This window comes from Arthrobacter sp. 10T425, from assembly GCF_056393985.1.
In genome coordinates this window covers 1-21,786 of the sequence record NZ_JBFTGZ010000013.1, presented here as the reverse complement: position 1 = coordinate 21,786, position 21,786 = coordinate 1, and the positions used below count along the sequence as shown (strand labels likewise).

Below are 21,786 nucleotides of genomic sequence, written 5' to 3'. Positions count from 1 at the left end.
GTCCGCGCTTTCCCTGGCCGCATCTTGTGTGGTCGCGGTTGCCAGGCTCGCGCGGGACGCCTTGGACCATACCGGCATGCTTTCGAGGGTAGCCCGAATCCCCCGCAGGTGCGGGGCCGCAACACTGGGCGGTGCGAAATTCAGGCTGAATTGTCAGAAACATTGTCAGGAACAAAATGAAATGGCCGGCCTCGAAAGGCCGGCCACTCAGATTGCTATTCCCACTCGATGGTTCCCGGCGGCTTGCTGGTCACATCCAGCACCACGCGGTTGACGCCTTCCACCTCGTTGGTGATCCGGTTGGAAATCCGGGCCAGGAGATCGTAGGGCAGCCGCGACCAGTCGGCGGTCATGGCGTCCTCGGAGGACACGGGGCGCAGGACAATCGGGTGTCCGTAAGTGCGGCCGTCGCCCTGGACGCCCACGCTGCGGACGTCCGCCAGCAGCACCACGGGCATCTGCCACACTTCGTCATCCAGTCCGGCCGCGGTCAGCTCGGCGCGGGCGATCGCGTCGGCCTTGCGGAGCAGGTCCAGGCGTTCCTTGGTGACATCGCCGACAATCCGGATGCCGAGGCCCGGGCCGGGGAAGGGCTGGCGGCCGACGATTTCCTGCGGCAGGCCGAGCTGGGCACCGACCGCGCGGACCTCGTCCTTGAACAGGGCGCGCAGCGGTTCAACCAGTTCAAACTGCAGGTCCTCGGGGAGCCCGCCCACGTTGTGGTGGCTCTTGATGTTGGCCGCACCCTCGCCGCCGCCGGATTCGACGACGTCGGGGTACAGGGTGCCCTGGACGAGGAACTTGATCTTCTCCCCGTGCGCCGCTGCCTCGGCGATGATCGCCAGTTCGGCTTCCTCGAAGGCGCGGATGAATTCGCGGCCGATGATCTTGCGTTTGGTCTCGGGATCGCTGACGCCGGCAAGGGCGCTCAGGAAGCGCTCCTGCTCGTTGGCGACGTAGAGCTTGACGCCGGTGGCGGCCACGAAGTCGCGTTCGACCTGTTCGGCTTCGCCCTCGCGCAACAGCCCGTGGTCCACGAAGACGCAGGTCAGCTGGTCGCCGACGGCGCGCTGTACCAGGGCGGCGGCCACAGCCGAGTCGACGCCGCCGGAGAGGCCGCAGATGACCCTGGCGTCGCCGATCTGGTCACGGATCCGCTGGACCTGTTCTTCCAGAATGTTGCCGGTGGTCCAGTTCGGTTCCAGCCCGGCGCCCTTGAAGAGGAAGTTTTCCAGGACCTGCTGGCCGTAGGCCGAGTGCTTGACCTCGGGGTGCCACTGGACGCCGTAGAGGCGCTTGTCCTCATTGGCGAAGGCCGCGACGTCGGCGCCCGCCGTCGTCGCCAGGACCTCAAAGCCCTCGGGGGCTTCGTGGACGGAGTCGCCGTGGCTCATCCAGGTGCTCTGGTGCTGGGGCATGCCGGCCAGGATGGAGCGGCCCTCGCCGAGGGTGGTGGTCTCGGTGGCGCCGTATTCGCGCAGGCCCGTCTGGGCCACCTTGCCGCCGAGGGCGTTGGCCATGGCCTGGAAGCCGTAGCAGATGCCGAAGACCGGGACGCCGGCCTCGAAGAGGTCGGCACCGACGCTGGGGGCGCCGTCGGCGTAGACGCTCGAGGGCCCGCCCGAGAGGATGATCGCGGCGGGGTTCTTGGCCAGCAGCTGCTCGGTGCTGTACGTATGCGGAACCACTTCCGAATACACATTCGCTTCCCGGACGCGGCGGGCAATCAGCTGCGCGTACTGGGCACCGTAGTCAACAACCAGAACCGGCCTGTGGGACGTCTGGGATGCAGTGGGAGTAGTCACCCCACTAGCCTACTTTGCGCCGCTGCCCGCCCGCACATTGAGAAGCCGGTGCTGGCCCGAATCGCGGGCCGAGGTAAGCGAACTCACATGCCCGACGGCGGCCGCCGGCGTCGAGTCACTGACCCGGAAGGACTGATCGGGACGGATCAGGAAGGGCGCCGGGCCAGGAGGGGTTCAGTACCGCTGGGGCGCCTGCGGGTTTGCTGCGAGTTCGGCCTCGACCTCGGCGTGGAACTTCTTCTCGACGAAGAAGGACAGGAACGGCACGACGCCACCCAGGGCCATAACCACCAGCTTGGTGAACGGCCAGCGCATGAGCGACCACAGCCGGAAGTTGGAAATCAGGTACACGACGTACATCCAGCCGTGCACGATCAGGACCGTGATGGAGAGGTTGACGCCCCCGATCACCCCTGGCGGCTCGGCGTCGGCGAATCCGAGGCCGAACGGCTGGCCGGTGACGGCGTTGGTGCCGCCGGCGAAGAGGTACTGACCGAAGCCGTACCGGGCGATCAGTTCGGCGCAGAGCAGCAGCAGCATCGTGCCCGTCAGGTAGGCGAGCACCTTGTAGAACTTCAGGGCGGACCGGATTTGGGCCTCGGTGCCGCCGAAGCGGCGCTTCTTCCCGGCTTTCCCCGTGCCGTTGGTGGACTGCGGCTGGATGGCGGGCTGGGGCTCGATCATGATTGCACTCTCGGGTCTGTGGGTTGGGGGGCTGTGGGATGGGAGTCGGTGGGCGCTTGGGCCGCCTGGTGGTGGGCCGCCTGGTGGTGGGCCGCGTTGTGGTGGGCCGCGTGGCGGTCGGTTGGGGGCTCTTCGCCGGCCGTTTCCTCGTCGAGCGCGTCTTCGAGGTCGCGGCGGTAGTCGTCCTTGACGAGCCGCCACCAGATGAACAACGCGAAACCGGCGAAGACCACCCATTCCACGGAATAGAAGAGGTTGAGCCAGTTGACCTGCTGCGCGGGCGGCTGCGGGCCGATCCGGAGGGGTTTGACGTCGCCGCCTGCGGCCGCGGCCCCGACGTCGGTGCCGCCGGCCAGTTCGGTGGTCGCTGCGACAAAGCCCGGGTAGCTGCTGACGTTCCAGTCGTTGATGAGTTCGGCAACCGAGACGGCGCTGGCGCGGCCGGGTCCGGGATCCGTCCGCGGCAGCGGGGACTCGGACGGCAACAGCCGCCCGGTCAGTTCGATGGTGCCCGACGGCGGCGCCACGGCGTCCGCGGGATCCGCCACCCATCCGCGTGCGACCGGAATCCAGGTCTGCGGTGTGGCCCCGCCGCCTTTCAGGGCCGGGGCATCCTTGACGGCGAAGGCCGACACGATCCAGTAGCCCTTCGCCCCGTCATTGAGCCGGCCGGGGACGAGGACCTGCTTCTGGGGGTCGTAGCTGCCGGTGGCGGAGACCATCTGGTCAGCCACGGATCCGGGGAAGAAACCACCCGGCTGCAGGACCGAGGTGAGCTGCCGCGTTTGCTCCGTTGTGGTGGAGACCGGGGCTTCGGCCTGCGTTGAACGGCCGAATTGCCACTGGCTGAGCAGCACAAAGACCCCGGAAATGGCGATCGCGAACACGAGTCCTGCGATCCAGCGGGGTTTGAGGGCAGTTTTCAGCACCCCTTAAAGGTACTTCGTCCCTGTGTAGAACAGCGAAACGGGCCATCGAGAGTGGGGCAGCCGGGTCCCTGCGTGGCGACGGAGTCGACACGAAAGGGCCTGCCCCTAGAGTGGGGCAGCCGGGTCCCTGCGTGGCGACGGAGTCGACACGAAAGGGCCTGCCCCAATCTCAGTGGTCGAAGAACACCAGGCTGGAATTGATCAGTTCGGCGATCACTTCGGCGTCGTAGGCGCGGCGGAGCGATTCGCGGAAGGACTCTTTCGACAGTGAGCGTGCCAGCGTCGCCAGCACTTCGAGGTGATCGGAAAAGGAGCTCGCCGGGGTGGCGATGAGCAGAATCACTGTGGCCGGGCCGTCGGCCGCGCCGAAGTCCAGCGCCCTGCCGTACTTCGTGATGCCGACCGCGATGGATGTCTGTGACACGAGCTCGCTGCGGGCGTGCGGCAGGCCGACACCGCCGGGCAGGCCGGTGGCGAGCTGGTGCTCCCGGGCATTGACCTGCTTGAGGAAGCCCTCGAGATCGGAGATACGTCCGGCAGCATGCATGCGTTCAGCGAGCTGGGCAGTGGCGTCGAGCTTGTCCGTGGCATCCATTTCGAGGATCACCATCTCGGGTGTGGTGAGCTCGGCGTCGTACCGGTCCAGTGGTTCCGCCAAGAGATGTCCCTTCGAAGTGGCGTCAGTGACGCCGGCCGGCAGTCCAATGACTAGCGTTGTAATCCTGCACTGCCGGCCGGCGCTGAGTCTTAGCGCAGGGGCACGATGTCCTCCACGCCCAGCCGTGCGGCGTCGGCGGATTCGTCGTCCGGCTGCTGTTGGCTCAGGCGCTCGGCATCAACCCGGGCCAGATAGTGCTTGATTTCGCCCTCGCGCTGCGCATCACTCCAGCCGAGAACGTCTCCCATTAGTTTAGCGACTACCGGAGCGGCGGACACACCGCGGTCCCACGCTTCAATCGAAATCCGGGTGCGGCGGGTCAGGACGTCCTGGACGTGCCGGGCGCCCTCGTGCGTGGCCGCATAGACGGCTTCGGCAGCCAGGTAGTCGTCAGCGCCCGGCAACGGTTCGGCCAGTTCCGGGCTGTCGGCGATGAGCGCCAGGACCTCCGGCGTCATGGCACCGTAGCGGTTGAGAAGGTGTTCGATCCGGGCAACGTGGACGCCGGTCTCCTCCGCCATCCGGTTCCGCTGGTTCCACGCGGCCTTGAAACCGCTCGCCCCCAGCAACGGGACGGATTCCGTGCAGCTGGCCGGGACACGCTCGTCCATGCTGCGCGTCGCCTCGTCGACGGCGTCCTTGGCCATGACCCGGTAGGTGGTCCATTTACCGCCCGCCACCACCACGAGACCCGGCACGGGGTGGGCCACCACGTGTTCGCGGGAGAGCTTCGCGGTGGAATCGCTTTCGCCGGCCAGCAGCGGCCGCAGCCCCGCGTAGACGCCCTCGACGTCCTCGCGGGTCAGCGGGCGCTTGAGGACCTTGTTGACGTGCTCGAGCAGGTAGTCGATGTCCTTGCTGGAGGCCGCGGGGTGGGCCTTGTCGAGGTGCCAGTCGGTGTCAGTGGTCCCGATGATCCAGTGCCTGCCCCAGGGGATCACGAAGAGCACGGATTTCTCGGTCCGCAGGATCAGCCCCACCGTGGACTGGATCCGGTCGCGGGGCACCACGAGGTGGATGCCCTTGGACGCCCGCACCTTGAGCTGCCCGCGGTCTGTCACCATGGCCTGGGTCTCGTCCGTCCAGACCCCGGTGGCGTTGATGACCTGCTTGGCGCGGATTTTGAAGCTGGAGCCGTCCTCGTGATTGACCACCTTGGCGCCGACCACGCGCTCGCCCTCGCGCACGAAGTCCACAACCGACATCTGGTTGACCGCGTGGGCGCCGTAGTGCGCCGCGGTCCGCACGAGGTTGGCGACGTACTTGGCGTCGTCGACCTGGCCGTCGTAGTAGCGGATGGATCCGACGAAGGCGTCGTCCTTGAGGCTGGGGGCGGCCCGCAGGGTCCCTCGCCGGGACAGGTGCTTGTGGAAGGGGACGCCGCGGCTGTGCCCGCCGGTGATGGACATCGCGTCGTACAGGGCGATTCCGGCGCCGACATAGGGCCGCTCCAGGAACGGTTTGTGGAGCGGGTACAGGAACGGGACCGGCCGGGCCAGGTGCGGCGCCAGGACGGAGAGAATGAGGCCGCGCTCATGCAGTGCCTCTTTGACCAGGCCGAAGTCGAGCATTTCGAGGTACCGGAGGCCACCGTGGATGAGCTTCGAGGACCGCGACGACGTCCCCGCAGCCCAGTCGTTCGCCTCGACGATGCCGACACTGAGCCCGCGGGTCACGGCGTCGAGGGCGGCGCCGGCACCCACGATGCCTCCGCCCACGATCAGGATGTCGAGCTCTTTGCCGGGGGCGGTGCTGCCCCTGAGCACAGTGATTGAAGCCTCGCGAGCCGTTGGCCCGAGGGCACCTCCGGCCTCGGCAGAACCGCCGGGAAAACTGTTCATGTCACGCCTCCATCCGGATCAAACCTCGTAGGGCACCAGACTACGTCCAAGTTTCCCGGATGGGCAGGGCCCTCAACGGCCCGCGCGCGGTTTCAGTTGCCGGCGTACGGCGAGACGACGACGTCGACGCGCTGGAATTCCTTCAGGTCCGAGTAGCCGGCGGTCGCCATTGAACGGCGCAGCGCGCCGACGAGGTTGGAGGTGCCGTTGGTGTGGTGGCCGGGCCCGAACAGAACCTCTTCGAGCGGCCCGACCGTTCCCACGTTGACCCTGTCGCCGCGGGGCAGTTCGAGGTGGTGGGCTTCCTGGCCCCAGTGCCAGCCCTTGCCGGGGGCTTCGTCGGCGCGGGCCAGGGCGCTGCCCAGCATCACGGCGTCGGCGCCCATGGCGATGGCTTTGACGATGTCGCCGGAGGATCCCATGCCGCCGTCGGCGATCACATGGACGTAGCGTCCGCCGGACTCGTCCATGTAGTCCCGGCGGGCCGCCGCGACGTCGGAGATCGCGGAGGCCATGGGCGAGTGGATGCCCAGGGCGCGCCGGGTGGTGGTGGTGGCTCCGCCGCCGAAGCCGACCAGCACGCCGGCGGCGCCGGTGCGCATCAGGTGCAGGGCCGGGGTGTAGCCGGCCGCCCCGCCGACGATCACGGGGACGTCGAGTTCGTAGATGAACTGCTTGAGGTTCAGCGGCTCGTGGTCCTTGGAGACGTGCTCGGCCGAGACAGTGGTCCCGCGGATGACGAAGATGTCGACGCCGGCGGCCACCACGGTCTTGTAGTGTTCCTGCGTGCGCTGCGGGGTCAGGGAGCCGGCCACCGTGACGCCGGCGGCGCGGATCTCGGCGAGGCGGGAGGTGATCAGCTCAGGCTGGATCGGCGCCTGGTAGAGCTCCTGCATGCGCCGGGTGACGGCCGGGCTGTTGGTCTCGTCAGCGAGGCCCGCGATTTCGTCCAGTACGGACTGCGGGTTCTCGTACCGGGTCCACAGGCCTTCGAGGTCGAGCACACCGAGTCCGCCGAGGCGGCCCAGGGCGATGACGGTCTCCGGCGACATGGCCGAATCCATCGGCGCAGCGATGACCGGCATGTCGAACTTGTAGGCATCGATCTGCCAGGAGACGGAGACGTCCTTGGGGTCACGGGTGCGCCGGTTGGGGACGATCGCAATGTCATCCAGGGAGTAGGCACGACGCCCACGCTTGCCACGGCCAATCTCAATCTCGTAAGTCACTGCTCTAGGTTATCCCAGCGGACGCGGGGCGCCGCTTCGGCGTACTGTGGCGTCATGCTTTGCCGTAACGGACAGCGTTGGATCTTCGACGGACACATTGCCGGACTCGGCACGGGATCGGGCCTGCGCGCGGTGGTGGGCCTGTGGACGCAGTCCCCGTTCGGGTCCTTCACCGACGCGATGGTCCAGCTGCCCTCCGGCCACCGGATCCTGCTGGCACCGAGCGTCGAGGCCGCCGGCTTCATCAGCGCGGTCTATAACTTCGACGAGACCTGCATCGTGCCCCTGGCATCAGAGCATGGGGCGGGGCAGCTCGCCGTCGACGCCGGGCCGCTGCGGATCCGCGCCCGGCTCGGGTCCCGCACCCGGCTGGGCGCCGTGGCGCGGCTGGTCCCCCGGGCTCTGGCGGTGCATCCGCGCTGGCTGCGTGCGGTCAACCCCATTTCGGGCAGAATCATCCCCGGCGTGCGCACTGCGGGCACGGCCAAGGGCGGCCGGCGGGAATACTACGGGGTCACCGATCTGCACCGCATCGACTCCGCGACCGTCAGCTGGGACGGCGCCGACGCCGGCCCGCTCACCGCCATCCGCCCCGCCGTCAGCTTCGGCTTCAGCAGCGTCCCGCCCGAACCCAGCCTGGCCCGGGTGCGGACGACCATCGAGGGCGCTCCGCTTACTCGCCGCTGACGTTCTCGGTGTCCGGGACGGTGAGCTGGGACTCGAACATCCGGAAGTACCGGCCGCGGCGCGCCACAAGTTCCCTGTGGGTGCCTTGTTCCACGATGCGGCCTTCCTCGAGCATGTAGACCACATCGGCCTTCTCGATCGTGGCCAGGCGGTGGCTGATGGCGATGATGGTGCTGCTGCGGTCGGCGAAGAGCCGCGTGAAGATCCGGTGTTCCGCCAGCGCGTCGATGGCCGACGTCGGCTCGTCCATCACCATGAACGATGCGCCGCGGTAGAAGTTCCGGGCCATCGCCAGCCGCTGCCACTGCCCGCCGGAAAGGCCGGAGCCCTTCCGCCCGCGCGGGTCCTCCATCCAGTTGCTGACGTGGTTGTCCAGGCCGTTGGGCAGTTTGTTGATGAATTCGAGGGCCTCGGCATCCGCGGCGGAGCGCCGGACCCGTCCGTCGTCGCGGGGCGAATCGACGTCGCCGAAGAAGATGTTTTCCGCCGCGGTGGCGAATTCATACTTCAGGAACTCCTGGCTGAGCACCGCCAGGTGCCGGTGCCAGGAGGTGACGTCGACGGCGGCGAGGTCCACGCCGTCGAGCAGCACCTGCCCGGAGTCGGGACGGTACAGCCCGGCCAGGATACGGATCAGGGTGGACTTGCCGGCGCCGTTCTCCCCCACGATCGCGATGTGCTGGCCCTGCCTGATGGTCATCGAAATGCCGCGGATCACCTCCAGTTCGCTGCCGGTGTAGGTGAAGCGGATGTCCCGCAGTTCCACCGTCTTCGGCGCCTGCAGCAGCGGCGGGGCGTGGCCGGACAGCACGGGCAGGGCCATGAAGAGCTCGTAGTCCGTGAGGTTCGCCAGGTCCTCGTCGATTGAGCTCAGTGAGGAGACGAGGCTGTTGGCGGTCGAGAGGGCGCGGCTGACAATCTGCTGGACATAGAGGAACTGCCCCACCGGCTGGGCCCGGGCGATGATCTGGCCCACCACCCAGATCAGCGAGACCACCTCGGCACCGTACTGCAGGGCATCGGCCGCGAGCTGTTTGGGGATGTAGCGCTTCTGGAAGTCCAGCCGGCGCTTTTCATCGGCGTCCCGCAGGCGGGAGCGCAGACCCATCAGGTAGCCGACAATCCCGTAAAGCCGCATCTCGGCGATGTGCTGCGGCCGCAGGAGGTTGGTTTCAATCATCCTGCGCTGCCGGCGCGAATCGACCTGGGTGTTCCAGTGCGCGATCTGTTCGCGGGAGAGCTTGAACTGCAGGTAGACGCTGGGGACGATCGCAACCAGGACGATCACGGCGATCCACCAGCTGACCAGCAGCAGCGCGCCGATCGCCAGCAGCACGGAGACGAGCTGGGTGAAAATGGCGGCGATCCGGTCCAGGACGCGGGCGTAGGAGTCGGAGAAACGCTTCGCCCGGTCGTACAGGTCCACGGTCTCTTTGTCGTCGTAGCGCCAGAAGTCCAGGGTCAGGAAGCGCTCGTACATCAGGTCACCGACGATCGCGCCGACCCGGAAACTCATGAGCTGCTGGATGTAGCGGTCCACGCTGCTGAACGATCCCCAGAAGAGCCCGAGTGCCGCGGTGATGATGACGTACACGACGGCCTGCGCGCCGGCGTCGGCGTCGCCCGCGTAGGCGGCGGCCAGCGCCGTGGTGGTCAGGGCGGCGAAGTACGTCGTGACCAGCGGCAGCAGTGCCGAGATCAGCGAGCCCAGGACCTTCATGACGACGGCGGCTGGCGAGGCCCGGAAGCTCACCCGCAGCACTTGTGCCACGGCGCGGGCGTAGGGCTTGAGCGCGAGCTTGCGTTTGGGCGCGCGTGCCGGCAGGAGTTCGGACATGCCTCCAGCCTAGGACACTCCCCCTGCCCAACTAGCTCGCAGCAGGGGGCGTTATGAGCCGCCAAAACGGCCCCTGCTGCTAGCTAGTTGGGTGGGGTCATGCCGCCGGGAATCGGGGCGCCCTTAAACCGGGTGAGCCCGCCGAAACCATGGTTTCGGCGGGCTCACCCGGGTTAAGGGCGGCGGGTCTTAGCGCGACCCGTAGTTCGGGGCTTCGACCGTCATCTGGATGTCGTGGGGGTGCGACTCCTTGAGCCCGGCCGCGGTGATGCGGACGAACTTGCCGCGCGCCTTCAGCTCCGCCACGGTCGGCGCGCCGGTGTAGAACATGGTCTGGCGGAGCCCGCCGACCAGCTGGTACGCCACCGACGACAGCGGACCGCGGTACGCGACCCGGCCCTCGATGCCTTCCGGGATGAGCTTGTCATCGCCGGAGACGTCGGCCTGGAAGTAGCGGTCCTTGGAGTACGAGGTGTTCTTGCCACGGGTCTGCATGGCGCCGAGGGAGCCCATGCCGCGGTAGCTCTTGAACTGCTTGCCGTTGACGAAAATCAGGTCGCCCGGGGATTCGTCGCAACCGGCCAGGAGGGAACCGAGCATCACGGTGTCGGCGCCGGCGACGAGCGCCTTGCCGATGTCACCGGAGTACTGCAGGCCGCCGTCGGCGATCAGCGGCACGCCGGCCGGGATGGCGGCCTTCGCCGACTCGTAAATGGCCGTGATCTGCGGGACGCCGACGCCGGCCACCACACGGGTGGTGCAGATGGACCCGGGACCGACGCCGACCTTGATGCCGTCGGCACCGGCGTCGATCAGGGCCTGGGCGCCTTCGCGGGTGGCGGCCTGGCCGCCGATGATGTCCACGTGCGCGGCAACGGGATCGGACTTGAGCCGGCGGATCATTTCCAGCACACCCTGGGAGTGGCCGTTCGCGGTGTCCACGAAGAGGGCATCCACACCGGCGTCGATCAGCGCCATGGCGCGTTCCCAGCCGTCGCCGAAGAAGCCGATCGCCGCGCCGACGCGCAGGCGGCCTTCGTCGTCCTTGGTGGCGAGCGGGTACTGCTCGGCCTTGGTGAAGTCCTTCGTGGTGATCAGGCCCTTGAGCCGGCCCTGCTCGTCAACGAGCGGGAGCTTCTCGATCTTGTTCGTGGCCAGCTTGTGCGAGGCTTCCTCGCGGCTGATGCCGACGTGTCCGGTCACGAGCGGCATCTTGGTCATGACATCGCTGACCAGCCGCAGCGGGAAGTCGGATTCGGGCACGAAGCGGGTGTCGCGGTTGGTGACGATGCCCAGCAGCCTGTTGCCCTCGTCCACGACCGGCAGGCCGGAGACGCGGTAGCGTGCGCAGATTTCGTCCAGCTCGGCCAGCGTGGCCTCGGGGCCGATGGTCAGGGGGTTGGTGATCATGCCGGATTCGCTGCGCTTAACCCGGTCCACCTGGTCGGCCTGGTCGGCGATGGAAAGGTTGCGGTGCACGACGCCGAGACCGCCCTGGCGGGCCATGGCGATGGCCATCCGGGACTCCGTGACGGTGTCCATTGCGGCGGAGAGCAGCGGGGTCTGGACCGTGATGCGCTTGGAGATCCGGGACGACGTGTCCGCTTCCGAGGGGATCACGTCGGTGTGGCCGGGCAGGAGCAGGACGTCGTCGTACGTCAGGCCGATGAAGCCGAAGGGATCGTGTTCGGGCTGGGTCATGAGTGCGCCTCTTACCTTGGGTTACGGGTTCACGGGTAGGGGTTGCAACAGATGACCAGCCCGTCATTACGGGTCTGGCCTGTGCAGAAGGTCATGCAGAAGGTTCGTGCAGATGATTCGTGCAGAAGTCCTCAATAAATAGTAGAACCTTGGCGGCGATAGCCATATTCCGGGCGGTAATGTCCGGTTTCAATGTGAGCCGCCCCATGCCGGACGGCTCCCCCGGCCGGCCGGTCCTGCTTCCGGCCGGCGGGCGTCGGCCTACTTCCAGCCGGTCGCGGCGAGCAGCCTACTTCCAGCCGGTGGCGGCGAGCAGCCGCCGTTCGAACATGGGGATCATGGTCTGGACGTACGTCTTGGTCAGGTGGTTGTCGTCCTTGTAGACGTACACGTTGCCGACCACCGCGGGGCATGTTCCGTTGGCGCAGATGAAATCGCTCATGTCCATGAGGTGCAGCCTGGGCACCTGGCCGCGGTACGCGTCCAGCGGCGAGGACCCCGCGAGCGATTCCTGCTCCGGCACGTTGCACTCCGAGGCATCCGGGCCGTTCTTCTGGACGCACTCGGGCATATTGATGGTGAAGCGGGGGTTGTCGCGGATGCCCACCACGTCCATGCCGGCGTCGGTGAAGGGCTTGATGCCCGCCAGGTACTCAGGCACTTCGGTCTCGAACGGCGCTTCCTTGTGGGTCAGGGACGCAACCGTGAAAACGGCGTCGGGGCGGTGGTCCAGGACGTACTGCGCGCTGGCCCGGTTGAAGGCGTTGCAGTCCGCGTCCCGCTCCGGGGACTCCCCGCCGAAGCGGCAGTTGCCCTTCAGGAGCGTGACAACTTCCCAGCCGTGGCTTTTCGCGATGGGGCCCAGCGCCGCCATGTACTGCTGGGCATGGGAGTCACCGAGCACCACGATCCGTTTGGTGACCTTGTCCGGCTTGTTGTTCTGCAGGCAGCCCTGAAGCAGGGGGTCGCTGGGGACGTTGGCGTCCGTGCACAGCCCGTCGATGTCCGCCCACTCGTTCTTCATCGCCGCCGGCGCGGGGATGATCTTGGCTTCCGGCGTGGGCTTGCCGGCGTTTTCCGGTGCCAGGGCGGCCGCGCCGGGAGTCAGTTCCTTGGGCTGGGACGCCGCCTCGGCTTCGTCGGCCAGGAGCTGGCTCTGCCACACGGCGACGGGACCCGCCAGCAGGGCACCACAGGCGGCAATCACGACGGCGGTGCGCCAGGCGCGGCGCTTGGGCCAGTGCCATTCGCGCAGGGGCTTCTCGACGAAGCGGGTGGTGAGCACGGCCAGGACGAGGGACGCGGCAACGATGCACAGCCCCTGGAACAGGTTGGGCGCCGTGATGCCCGCCCCGGCGAGGGCCAGGACCAGCAGCGGCCAGTGCCAGAGGTAGAGCGCATAGGAGTTATCCCCCAGCGCCACCAGGGGTTTCCAGGTCAGGAAGCGGTCAACCCCGAAGCGGCTGCCGCTTTGACCGGCGGTGATGATCGCCGCGGCGGCCAGCGTGGGCCACAGCGCGATGAATCCGGGGAACGAACGGTCCACGGTCAGCAGGAGCCCGCAGGAGAGCATGGCCACGAGGCCGGCCCAGCCGAGCACGACGCGCAGGACCCTGCCCGGTTTCAGGTACGGCAGGGCGAGGGCCAGGAGCGAGCCGAGCGCGAACTCCCAGAGCCGGGCTCCGGTATCGAAGTAGGCGTGGGCCTGGTTCGTTGCGGTCTGCTGGATCGAGTAGGCCAGGGACACGGCGAAGATGGCGCCGAAGGCCGCGGCCAGCAGGGAGCGGTAACGCAGCAGGACGTGGTCCTGGCCGGTCCGGCGCCGGAGCAGGCGGGAAAGAAGTGCGGTGCCGGCAAAGACGAGCGGCCAGAGCACGAACACCTGGCCCTGGATCGAGAGTGACCAGAAGTGCTGGAGCGGGCTCGCGCCCGAATGGTCCTGGGCGTAGTAGTCCACGGCGCTGTCCGCCAGGAGCCAGTTCTGCCGGTACAGCAGGGAGGCCCAGGCCTGTTCAAGGACGTCGGGCCAGCGGCTTTGCGGCAGGATGGCCCAGGTGCCGGCGAGGACGCCGAGAACCACCACGACGACGGCGGGCAGCAGGCGCTTGAGCAGATGCAGCCAGTGGCTGAGCAGCCGCAGCGGCGCGCCGCTTTCGACTTTCCGCGTGAAGCTGAGTGTCATCAGGAAGGCTGAAATGAGGAGGAAGATGTCCACGCCGCCGGAGACCCGGCCCAGCCACACGTGGTACGTGACCACCATGAGGACCGCGAGGGCGCGAAGGCCCTGGACTTCGGGGCGGTAGCTTGTTTTTCGGGTCGCCGGAGAACCTGCATCCGCCCGTGGCGGGGTGACGGTGGTTCGCTCGTTCGACACAAAGATCCCTTCAGGCCGGTTTCCAAAACATCAATGTTACCGAAACGTAATTTTCTTTGCCAATCACACGGGCCCGGCGGTGTCCTTCACACGCCTGGCCGGCGGCGCACCCAGGGGGGCGGCGGCGCCGTCGGCCCCGGGGCGGAAGCTAGGCTGGTAGGAGTCTGAGGAGGCCGCCACGTGATCGTGCAGGTGCGCATTTGTGTTCCGGGTGAATTGTCCGGAGTTGTTCTCGAAAGTTGTACGAACCACGTCGGCGTCTCGGAAGTGGCGCTCGCGAAGGCCTCTTCCGTCACGCCGCCCGGGGACGTCATCGAGGTTCTGCTGGCCCGGGAATCCGTGGAGGGGCTCGTGGAGAAGCTGCACGCCCTCGATGTCCAGCAACGGGGATCGATTACGGTCATCGCACCGGACCTTGTGCTCTCGGACCGCGCCGACAGGGCGGAGGCGGAGGCTCCAGGTGAGGGCGCGGACGCTGTGATCTGGGACGAGGTGTCGCGGCAGACCGGCGAGGATTCGCGCCTGACGTGGAGTTTCCTGGCGTTCCTGGTCCTGGCGACCCAGCTGGCGGCCATCGGCATCGTGACGGACTCCACCATTGCGATCGTCGGCGCCATGGCCGTGGGCCCGGAGTTCGGCCCGCTGGCTGCCCTGGCCGTAGCCCTGGTCCGGCGCCAGCGGCGGCTCGGACGTGACGCGGCGCTGGCCCTCGGCGTCGGTTTTCCCGTCGCGATGCTGGCCGCCGCGCTGACCGCGTGGCTCTCCGTGCCACTCGGGCTGTTCCCCGCGGACGCGCTGGACCACGGTTCAGCAGTTGAATTCATCTACCACCCCGGCCCTTATTCCCTGATCGTCGCCGTCCTCGCCGGGACAGCCGGGATGCTGTCGGTCATCAGCCGGCGCTCGGCGGCGCTGATCGGGGTGTTCATCTCCGTCACGACGGTGCCGGCAGCCGGGTTCGTGGCCGTGGCACTGGTCCTGGGCGAGTACCAGAAGGCAGCCGGCTCCGCCCTGCAGCTGTTCCTGAACCTGCTCGGAATCGTGGTGGCCGCCGTCGGGGTCCTGCTGTTCTACCGGCTGGTGACCAGGCGGCTGGCACCGGACACTGCCCGCCAGCTGCGGCGCAGGGCGGACCGCTCCCAGCACTGACGCACGGGCGCCGCAGGTGCCCGCAACGGCCGGCAGTCCTGGGGACAGTCGGCCGGCAGGCCCGGGGACCGTGCAGCTTAGGGGCCCGGGGACCGTGGAGCTGCGGGGACTACGGCCGGCAGGCCCGGGGACCGTGGAGCTTAGGGGCCCCATCCGGTCGCGGCGAGGAGCCTTTGGCTGAACATGGGGGCCATGCTGGCCGCATAGCTCCGGCTGAGGTGGTTGTCGTCCAGGTAGACGTAGGTGTTGCCGACCGCGCCCGGGCATTCCGTGCCATTGCAGATCAGGTCAGTCATGTCAACGAACGCGACGCCCGGCACCTTGCCATCCAGCGCGGCCAAGGGATTCGTTGCCGCAAGCATGCCCTGCTCGCGCGGCCTGCAGTCCGGCGCGTCGGCACCCTTGGTCGCTACGCACTCCGCCATGTTGAAGGTAAAACGCGGATTGTCCCGGAGGGCCACGACCTTGATGCCCTCGTCCGTCCAAGCCTTCGCGGTGGCTTCGAAGCCCGGGATCACGGTCTCCTGTGGCGACGACGGCGCCGCCTCAGTGCCCACGATGATGATGGCGTCCGGCGGGTTGTTCTTCACTTCGGATGCGACGGCCGCATTGAAATTGTCGCAATCCGCCGAGACGTGCTGCGGCGCGATGTTGGGCTTGCAGGCACCCTTGAGCATGGCGTAGAGCCGCCAGCCCTTCTCATCGCTGAGGGGAGCAATCGAGCCCAGCCATTGCTGTGCGTGTGAATCCCCGATCACGAGGACCTTTTTCGCTCCGGTGTCGGATTGATTGTTCTGGAAACAGTCCTTCTGAAGGACCGGGTCCTGCGGCTGCAGGTCACCGGAGCACGAGTTAGGGAGGCTGGCCCAGTCCTGCGGCAGCGTCTGCGGGGTGGGGAGCAGGACGGCGTTGGCGTCGGCCTGGTCCACATAGCCCGGCGTCAGCGCCAGGGCGCCCGGGTTGTTCTTCGGGGCTTGGGCCAGGACTGCTTCGCTTTCGAGGTGCTGCTGGATCTGAATCCCCGCCAGCGGCACGGCGGCGGTGACCACGGCCACGGCGATGGCAACGAGGGCGCCGCGCCGCCGCACCTCCGGCCACTGCCACTCACGCCAGGGCTTCTCAATGAAGCGGGTGGTGAGGTAGGCGAGCACCAGGGAAACAGTGACGATGACGGCGCCTGTGATCAGACCCGCTTTTTCCCTGTGCATCACGGCAAGGGAGATGACCAGAACCGGCCAGTGCCACAGGTACAGGGCATACGAAATGTCGCCCAGCCGGACCAAGGGCTTCGAACTCAGGATCCGGTCGACGCCCAGCTTGCTGCCCGACTGCCCGGCTGCGATGACACAGGCGGCCGCCAGGGTGGGCCAGAGCGCCACAAACCCGGGAAAGGAAGCCTGGACGTTGAGCAGGAGGCCGCAGCTGAGCATGGCCACAATGCCCAGCCAGCCAAGCCCGATCCGCCAGCCCCGCGGAAGCCGCAGGGCAGGAAGGGCCAAAGCCACGAGCGTGCCCAGGGCAAACTCCCACAGCCGGGCCCAGGTGTCGAAGTACGCCTCCGTTTGGCTCGCCTGGGTGAAGACGATCGAGTAGAGCAGCGAAACAACGAAGATCACGGCGAAGACGTAGGACAGCAGCACACGGTAGCGGAGCCCGAAGCGCTTGGCGACGAACGCGGCCCCCACAAAAATGAGCGGCCACAGGATAAAGACCTGGCCCTGGATCGAAAGGGACCAGAAATGCTGGAAGGGACTGGCCTGGCTGTGATCCGCGGCGTAGTAGTTTGTCGCCTGGGTCTGCAGGAGCCAGTTCTCGGCATAGCCCAGGGAGGCCCAGCCCTGGTTGATGATTTCCATCCACCGGGTCCGGGGCAGGAAGAGGACAGTTGCGGCAAGGATGGCCACCAGGACGGTGACGGCGGCAGGGACGAGGCGCCGGAAAAGGTGCAGCCAGTGTTTGATGAGGGCCATGGACCGGCCCTGCTCGTACCGGCCCACGAACTGCAGCGTCATAAGGAAGGCCGAGATCAGCAGGAAGACGTCCACGCCGCCGGAAACCCGGCCCAGCCAGATGTGATAGGTCATGACCATCAGCACAGCGAGGGACCGGAGTCCCTGGATTTCGGGCCTGAAGGTGGATTTTCGGCCAGACTTGGCTGCGGGATCGTGCCCCGTCGCGGCAATGTGCCGGGCAGGCCGGGGCAAGGTTCCTTGCTGTGTCATAGAACTACCCCTCAACCAGATAACCAAAGCCTCCATGTTACCAAACCGTAATTTTGATGGCCAATCGTCACGGCGGCCACTGAACCCCATTGAGGCATGCCAACGTGGGAGTTTCCAGTGAACCCGGGACGCTGGAGCGGCACCTGACGGGTTAACTCTGCCAGAATCACGGCAACTTGCGGCCACGAACACGGCAGGACGGCAGCAGAGACTCGACAGAAAAAGGGACGGCCCGGCAGATGCCGGACCGTCCCCCCTGCGGGCAGAGCCTAGTGCTTGTGCCCTGCGTGCTCGTCTTCGTCAGCCGGCTTCTCCACCACGAGGGTTTCCGTGGTGAGGACCAGTGCCGCGATGGAGGCCGCGTTGCGCAGAGCCGCACGCGTCACCTTCACGGGGTCGATCACGCCAGCGGCGATCAGGTCTTCGTATTCGCCGGACTTGGCGTTGAAGCCCTGGTTCACGGCGGATTCGGCGACCTTGGCAGCCACGACATAGCCGTCGAAGCCGGCGTTCTGGGCGATCCAGCGCAGCGGCTGGACCAGGGCGCGGCGGACGATGCCGACGGCCGCAGCCGCGTCACCTTCGAGGGCCTGGACGGCCGCGTCCTCGTCGAGCGCCTTCAGCGCGTGGATGAGGGCGGAGCCGCCGCCGGCCACGATGCCTTCTTCGAGGGCAGCGCGGGTGGAGGACACGGCGTCCTCGATGCGGTGCTTCTTTTCCTTCAGCTCAACCTCGGTGGCGGCGCCGACCTTGATCACGCCGATGCCGCCGGCCAGCTTGGCCAGGCGTTCCTGCAGCTTTTCCTTGTCCCAGTCCGAATCGGTGCGGGTCAGCTCGGCGCGCAGCTGGGCAACACGGGCGGCGACGTCCTCGGCCGAACCGGCGCCGTCGACGATCGTGGTGTTGTCCTTGGTGATCGTGATGCGGCGTGCGGTGCCGAGCACCTCGAGGCCAACGGTGTCCAGGCTCAGGCCCAGCTCCGCGGAGACAACCTGCGCACCGGTGAGGGTCGCGATGTCCTGCAGCATGGCCTTGCGGCGGTCACCGAAGCCCGGCGCCTTGACGGCGACGACGTTCAGCGTGCCGCGGATGCGGTTGACGATCAGCGTGGACAGGGCCTCGCCCTCGACGTCTTCGGCGATGATGAAGAGCGGCTTGGAGCTCTGCAGCGCCTTTTCCAGCAGCGGCAGGAAATCCTGCACTGAGGAGATCTTGCCCTGGTTGATCAGGATCAGGGCGTCCTCGAGGACGGCCTCCTGGCGTTCCGCGTCGGTGACGAAGTACGGGGACAGGTAGCCCTTGTCGAACTGCATGCCCTCGGTCAGTACCAGCTCGGTCTGCGTGGTGGAGGACTCCTCGATGGTGATCACACCATCCTTGCCGACCTTGCCGAACGCCTCGGCCAGCAGCTCGCCGACCTCGTCGCTCTGGGCGGAGATTGCGGCAACGTTGGCAACCTGCGTGCCTTCAACCGGGCGGGCGTTCTCCAGCAGACGGGCGGCGACGGCCTCGACCGAAACCTCGATGCCGCGCTTGATTTCGCCAGGCGCGGCGCCTGCCGCTACGTTGCGCAGGCCTTCCTTGACCAGGGCCTGGGCCAGGACGGTGGCGGTGGTGGTGCCGTCGCCGGCAACATCGTTGGTCTTGGTGGCGACCTCCTTGGCAAGCTGCGCGCCAAGGTTCTCGTAGGGGTCATCCAGCTCGATTTCACGGGCGATGGTCACACCATCGTTGGTGATCGTGGGGGCGCCCCACTTCTTGTCCAGTACGACGTTGCGGCCGCGCGGACCCAGCGTGACCTTGACGGTGTTGGCGAGCTTATCGATGCCGGCTTCAAGCGACCGGCGGGCAGCGTCGTTAAACGCAAGCTGCTTTGCCATGGTTTTGTCCTTTCAAGACAGAACCCCGCGCAACTGATCCATTCAATGCGAAAGGATCGGCTGCGCGGGGGTCCAAGAGAGTTACTTTACGACGATCGCCAGAACGTCGCGGGCGGAGAGCACGAGGTACTCGGTGCCGCCGGTCTTGACTTCGGTTCCACCGTACTTGGAGTAGATGACGACGTCGCCAACGGCAACGTCAACGGGAACGCGGTTGCCGTTGTCATCGAAGCGGCCGGGGCCTACTGCAACAACTTCGCCTTCCTGCGGCTTCTCCTGCGCGGAGTCCGGGATAACCAGGCCGGAAGCCGTGGTCTGCTCGGCTTCGAGCGGGCGGACAACAATACGATCCTCAAGAGGCTTAATAGAGACCGACACTCGGACCTCTCCTTTTCGTCAGCAAATTCGTGGACTATGAAGCGGTGATGCCAAGGCGCACAGACCGTCGTCGCGGTGCCGGCAGCGTGCCTGGCGGAACGCGCTTCATGTGTTAGCACCCTCCTAGGGAGAGTGCTAATGACGACTCTATGTAAATGGTTAGCACTCGGTCAAGGCGAGTGCCAGAAATTCGTTCCGGGTGAACATTTCCCCTTAGGGGACATGCCCATTTTTCGCTGCGGCCGGAGGACACTTGGGCGTCATGCTCTGTACCCGTGCTGAGCGATGGACATACCCAACGGGTGCGGGCTGCCCGGGAGGACATGCCCATTCTTCGCTGCGGCCAGAGGACACTTGGGCATCATGCTCTGTGCCCGCGCTGAGCGATAGACATACCCAACGGGTGCGGGCTGCCGGGGAGGACATGTCCATCCGTGGCGCAGGAGGCTGGGCATGTCCCCTGGCCCGTGGCCGTTGGCCGTTTGGCGGTGCGGTGCGCGCCCACCAGCGGCGTCTATTCGCGCGCCTACTCGATGGCTACTGGTCTGCGAGGTCGTCGAAGTCCACGTCCTCGCCGTCGTCTTCGTCCGTGTTCTGGCCTTCGTCATTCCGGTGCCGGAACGACAGCACGGCGCCGGCGGCGGCCAGCAGAATGCCGGCGACGAGGAAGATGATGCCGCCGAGCCGGGCCGCGGTATAGGTCTCGCGGATGGCCCGGGCCTCATCCGTGGCGTCCTGGACGTTCTTGCCGCCGACGGAATACACGGTGGCGTTGAAGGAATCGAGGAAGAAGATAATCACCAAAAGTGCGACGGACACGACGGCGATCACCGCGCCGGCGATCAGCGCCGGTTTTGCGTAGCGGGCAAGTCCCTGCGGCCGCCGGCGCTCCTGCCTGGCGTCGTCGTCGCCGGCCGTGTCCTGCCCGGCCGTGTCCGCTGAGATGCTGTCGCCTGTGCCGCTGTCTTCCATGCCATCAAGCCTAGCCCCCGCCGTCCGGTCACAACGCGCCCGCGGACCTCAACTACGCTGGATGCCATGACTGACGCACCGCAGGAATATATTGCCCCGATCCTCACCCCCGAGGGCTGGGAGCTGCTGGCGTCGTTGGGCCCGTACCGCGAGGACGAGGCCTTCCGCCTCACGGCGTCGCTGCGCAAGGCCGGCCACTCCCCCGAGCTGGTCTCGGCCGTGCTCACCCAGTCCCGGCTGCGGACCAAGGCCGAGGCGAAGTTCGGCGAATTCGCCCGGCAGATGATTTTCACGAAGGCCGGTCTGGAGCAGGCCACCCGGCTCACGGTGGCGGCACGGCACGCGCAGCGGTTCGCGGAGGCCGGGATCGGCCACGTCGCGGATCTCGGCTGCGGGCTCGGGGCGGACTCCATGGCCCTGGCCTCTCTGGACCTGGTGGTCACCGCCGTGGAAATGGACGAGGCCACGGCCGCCTGCGCCACGATGAACCTGATCCCGTTCCGCAACGCCACGGTGGTCCATTCCGATGCAACGTCGGTATCCCTCGAGGGGATCGACGGCGTCTGGCTCGACCCAGCCCGGCGCACGACGTCCACTTCGGGAACCAAGCGGATCTGGGATCCGGAGGATTTCTCCCCGCCGCTGTCCTTCGTGGAGTCACTCGCCGGCACCGGCCGCGCCGTCGGCGTGAAGATGGGCCCCGGCATGCCGCACGATTCCGTGCCGGCCGGCTGCGAGGCGCAGTGGGTCTCCGTGGGCGGGGACGTGACCGAAGTGGCCCTGTGGTTCAACGCGGTGCGGCGTCCCGGGGTGCGGCGCGCGGCCCTCGTGCTCGGCCCCCTTGGTTCCGCTGAGCTCACCAGCGGCGAGGACTTCGGTGCCGGCCCGGTGGCGCCCGTGGGACCCGTGGAGGGGTACCTGTATGAGCCCGACGGCGCGGTGATCCGCGCCGGCCTGGTGGCCGACGTCGCGCTCCAGCTGGGCGGGCACCTCGTGGACGAGCACATCGCCTACATCTGCGCCCCGGAGCTGCATGACACCCCGTTCGCCAAGGCGTACAGGGTCCTGGAGGTGATGCCGTTCAACGTCAAGGCACTCAAGACGTGGGTCAAGGATCAAGGCATCGGGGTCCTGGACATCAAGAAGCGCGGTATGGCTGTCACGCCCGAAGAGCTGCGCAAGCAACTCCTGCCCGGCGGCAGCGCAAAGCACAAGGACAAGAAATCCGCCACCCTGGTCCTCACCAGGATCGGCGAGGACCGGGTGGCCGTCTCGGTGGAGCCGGCCTAGCTGTACTGCCCAGGGACGTTGGTTCGGTGAATGTGATGACTCGCTGGAGTCGTTGACCTAAAGGTGAGGACCTCCGGTTGCACAGTGGAGTTGCTTAGACAACCGCTGCAGCGACCAGGAGGTCCTCAATGTMTCACGCTAATGCCGCTT

At 67.1% G+C, this 21,786-nt stretch carries 16 protein-coding genes; 3 read left to right on the top strand and 13 right to left on the bottom strand.

The window, feature by feature from the left end; all coding sequences use genetic code 11:
• Nucleotides 1–215: 215 nt before the first annotated feature.
• From guaA to AC1DDH_RS15065, 6 genes are all read right to left on the bottom strand, one after another.
• Nucleotides 216–1,805, bottom strand: a complete 1,590-nt coding sequence (gene guaA, locus AC1DDH_RS15090; RefSeq protein ID WP_079550220.1) for a glutamine-hydrolyzing GMP synthase — start codon at nt 1,803–1,805, stop codon at nt 216–218.
• A gap of 174 nt (nt 1,806–1,979) precedes the next feature.
• Nucleotides 1,980–2,489: a DUF3817 domain-containing protein gene (locus AC1DDH_RS15085; protein ID WP_028275738.1), complete on the bottom strand. Its 510-nt coding sequence runs from the start codon at nt 2,487–2,489 to the stop codon at nt 1,980–1,982.
• Nucleotides 2,486–3,418 carry an SURF1 family protein gene (locus AC1DDH_RS15080; RefSeq protein ID WP_476873757.1) on the bottom strand — a complete coding sequence of 311 codons (933 nt, stop codon included), beginning with the start codon at nt 3,416–3,418 and terminating at the stop codon, nt 2,486–2,488. The genes AC1DDH_RS15085 and AC1DDH_RS15080 overlap by 4 nt, the downstream gene beginning before the upstream one ends.
• Nucleotides 3,419–3,587: 169 nt before the next feature.
• Nucleotides 3,588–4,076 carry a PTS sugar transporter subunit IIA gene (locus tag AC1DDH_RS15075; protein ID WP_028275739.1) on the bottom strand — a complete coding sequence of 163 codons (489 nt, stop codon included), beginning with the start codon at nt 4,074–4,076 and terminating at the stop codon, nt 3,588–3,590.
• Nucleotides 4,077–4,165: 89 nt separating this feature from the next.
• Entirely contained in the window at nt 4,166–5,917 is a 1,752-nt protein-coding gene (locus AC1DDH_RS15070; RefSeq protein WP_476850306.1) for a glycerol-3-phosphate dehydrogenase/oxidase, read from the bottom strand.
• Between the two features lie 92 nt (nt 5,918–6,009).
• Nucleotides 6,010–7,146 (bottom strand): GuaB3 family IMP dehydrogenase-related protein, encoded by a 1,137-nt coding sequence (locus tag AC1DDH_RS15065; RefSeq protein WP_476955734.1) that lies wholly within the window; start codon nt 7,144–7,146, stop codon nt 6,010–6,012.
• Between the two features lie 54 nt (nt 7,147–7,200).
• Here AC1DDH_RS15065 and AC1DDH_RS15060 point away from each other — a divergent pair, with 54 nt between their 5' ends.
• Nucleotides 7,201–7,833 (top strand): hypothetical protein, encoded by a 633-nt coding sequence (locus tag AC1DDH_RS15060; RefSeq protein ID WP_476955733.1) that lies wholly within the window; start codon nt 7,201–7,203, stop codon nt 7,831–7,833.
• Here the strand turns inward: AC1DDH_RS15060 and AC1DDH_RS15055 are convergent.
• The 3 genes from AC1DDH_RS15055 to AC1DDH_RS15045 form a co-directional block, all read right to left on the bottom strand.
• Complete coding sequence (locus tag AC1DDH_RS15055; protein WP_476955732.1) at nt 7,820–9,670, bottom strand: ABC transporter ATP-binding protein; 1,851 nt, start codon at nt 9,668–9,670, stop codon at nt 7,820–7,822. The two genes, AC1DDH_RS15060 and AC1DDH_RS15055, sit on opposite strands and share 14 nt — an antisense overlap.
• A gap of 189 nt (nt 9,671–9,859) precedes the next feature.
• Nucleotides 9,860–11,371, bottom strand: coding sequence for an IMP dehydrogenase (gene guaB, locus AC1DDH_RS15050; RefSeq protein ID WP_018773740.1), 1,512 nt, complete (start codon nt 11,369–11,371; stop codon nt 9,860–9,862).
• Nucleotides 11,372–11,660: 289 nt separating this feature from the next.
• Nucleotides 11,661–13,745: an acyltransferase family protein gene (locus AC1DDH_RS15045; RefSeq protein ID WP_476887742.1), complete on the bottom strand. Its 2,085-nt coding sequence runs from the start codon at nt 13,743–13,745 to the stop codon at nt 11,661–11,663.
• Nucleotides 13,746–13,925: 180 nt separating this feature from the next.
• On the opposite strand from AC1DDH_RS15045, the gene AC1DDH_RS15040 reads away from it, so the two are divergent.
• Nucleotides 13,926–14,894, top strand: coding sequence for a DUF389 domain-containing protein (locus AC1DDH_RS15040; protein ID WP_476931080.1), 969 nt, complete (start codon nt 13,926–13,928; stop codon nt 14,892–14,894).
• A 140-nt stretch (nt 14,895–15,034) separates the two neighbouring features.
• On the opposite strand, the gene AC1DDH_RS15035 is transcribed toward AC1DDH_RS15040, so the two are convergent.
• From AC1DDH_RS15035 to AC1DDH_RS15020, 4 genes are all read right to left on the bottom strand, one after another.
• On the bottom strand, nt 15,035–17,116 hold the full coding sequence (locus tag AC1DDH_RS15035; protein WP_476955731.1) for an acyltransferase family protein: 2,082 nt from the start codon (nt 17,114–17,116) through the stop codon (nt 15,035–15,037).
• A gap of 269 nt (nt 17,117–17,385) precedes the next feature.
• Nucleotides 17,386–18,996 (bottom strand): chaperonin GroEL, encoded by a 1,611-nt coding sequence (groL, locus tag AC1DDH_RS15030; RefSeq protein WP_018773736.1) that lies wholly within the window; start codon nt 18,994–18,996, stop codon nt 17,386–17,388.
• An 81-nt stretch (nt 18,997–19,077) separates the two neighbouring features.
• Nucleotides 19,078–19,374 (bottom strand): co-chaperone GroES, encoded by a 297-nt coding sequence (groES, locus tag AC1DDH_RS15025; RefSeq protein WP_028275747.1) that lies wholly within the window; start codon nt 19,372–19,374, stop codon nt 19,078–19,080.
• 537 nt (nt 19,375–19,911) lie between these two features.
• Nucleotides 19,912–20,346: a hypothetical protein gene (locus AC1DDH_RS15020; protein WP_476873025.1), complete on the bottom strand. Its 435-nt coding sequence runs from the start codon at nt 20,344–20,346 to the stop codon at nt 19,912–19,914.
• Between the two features lie 66 nt (nt 20,347–20,412).
• On the opposite strand from AC1DDH_RS15020, the gene AC1DDH_RS15015 reads away from it, so the two are divergent.
• The gene (locus AC1DDH_RS15015; RefSeq protein WP_476955730.1) at nt 20,413–21,636 is read left to right on the top strand and encodes a class I SAM-dependent methyltransferase; all 1,224 of its coding nucleotides are present in this window, start codon (nt 20,413–20,415) and stop codon (nt 21,634–21,636) included.
• Nucleotides 21,637–21,786: the final 150 nt, after the last annotated feature.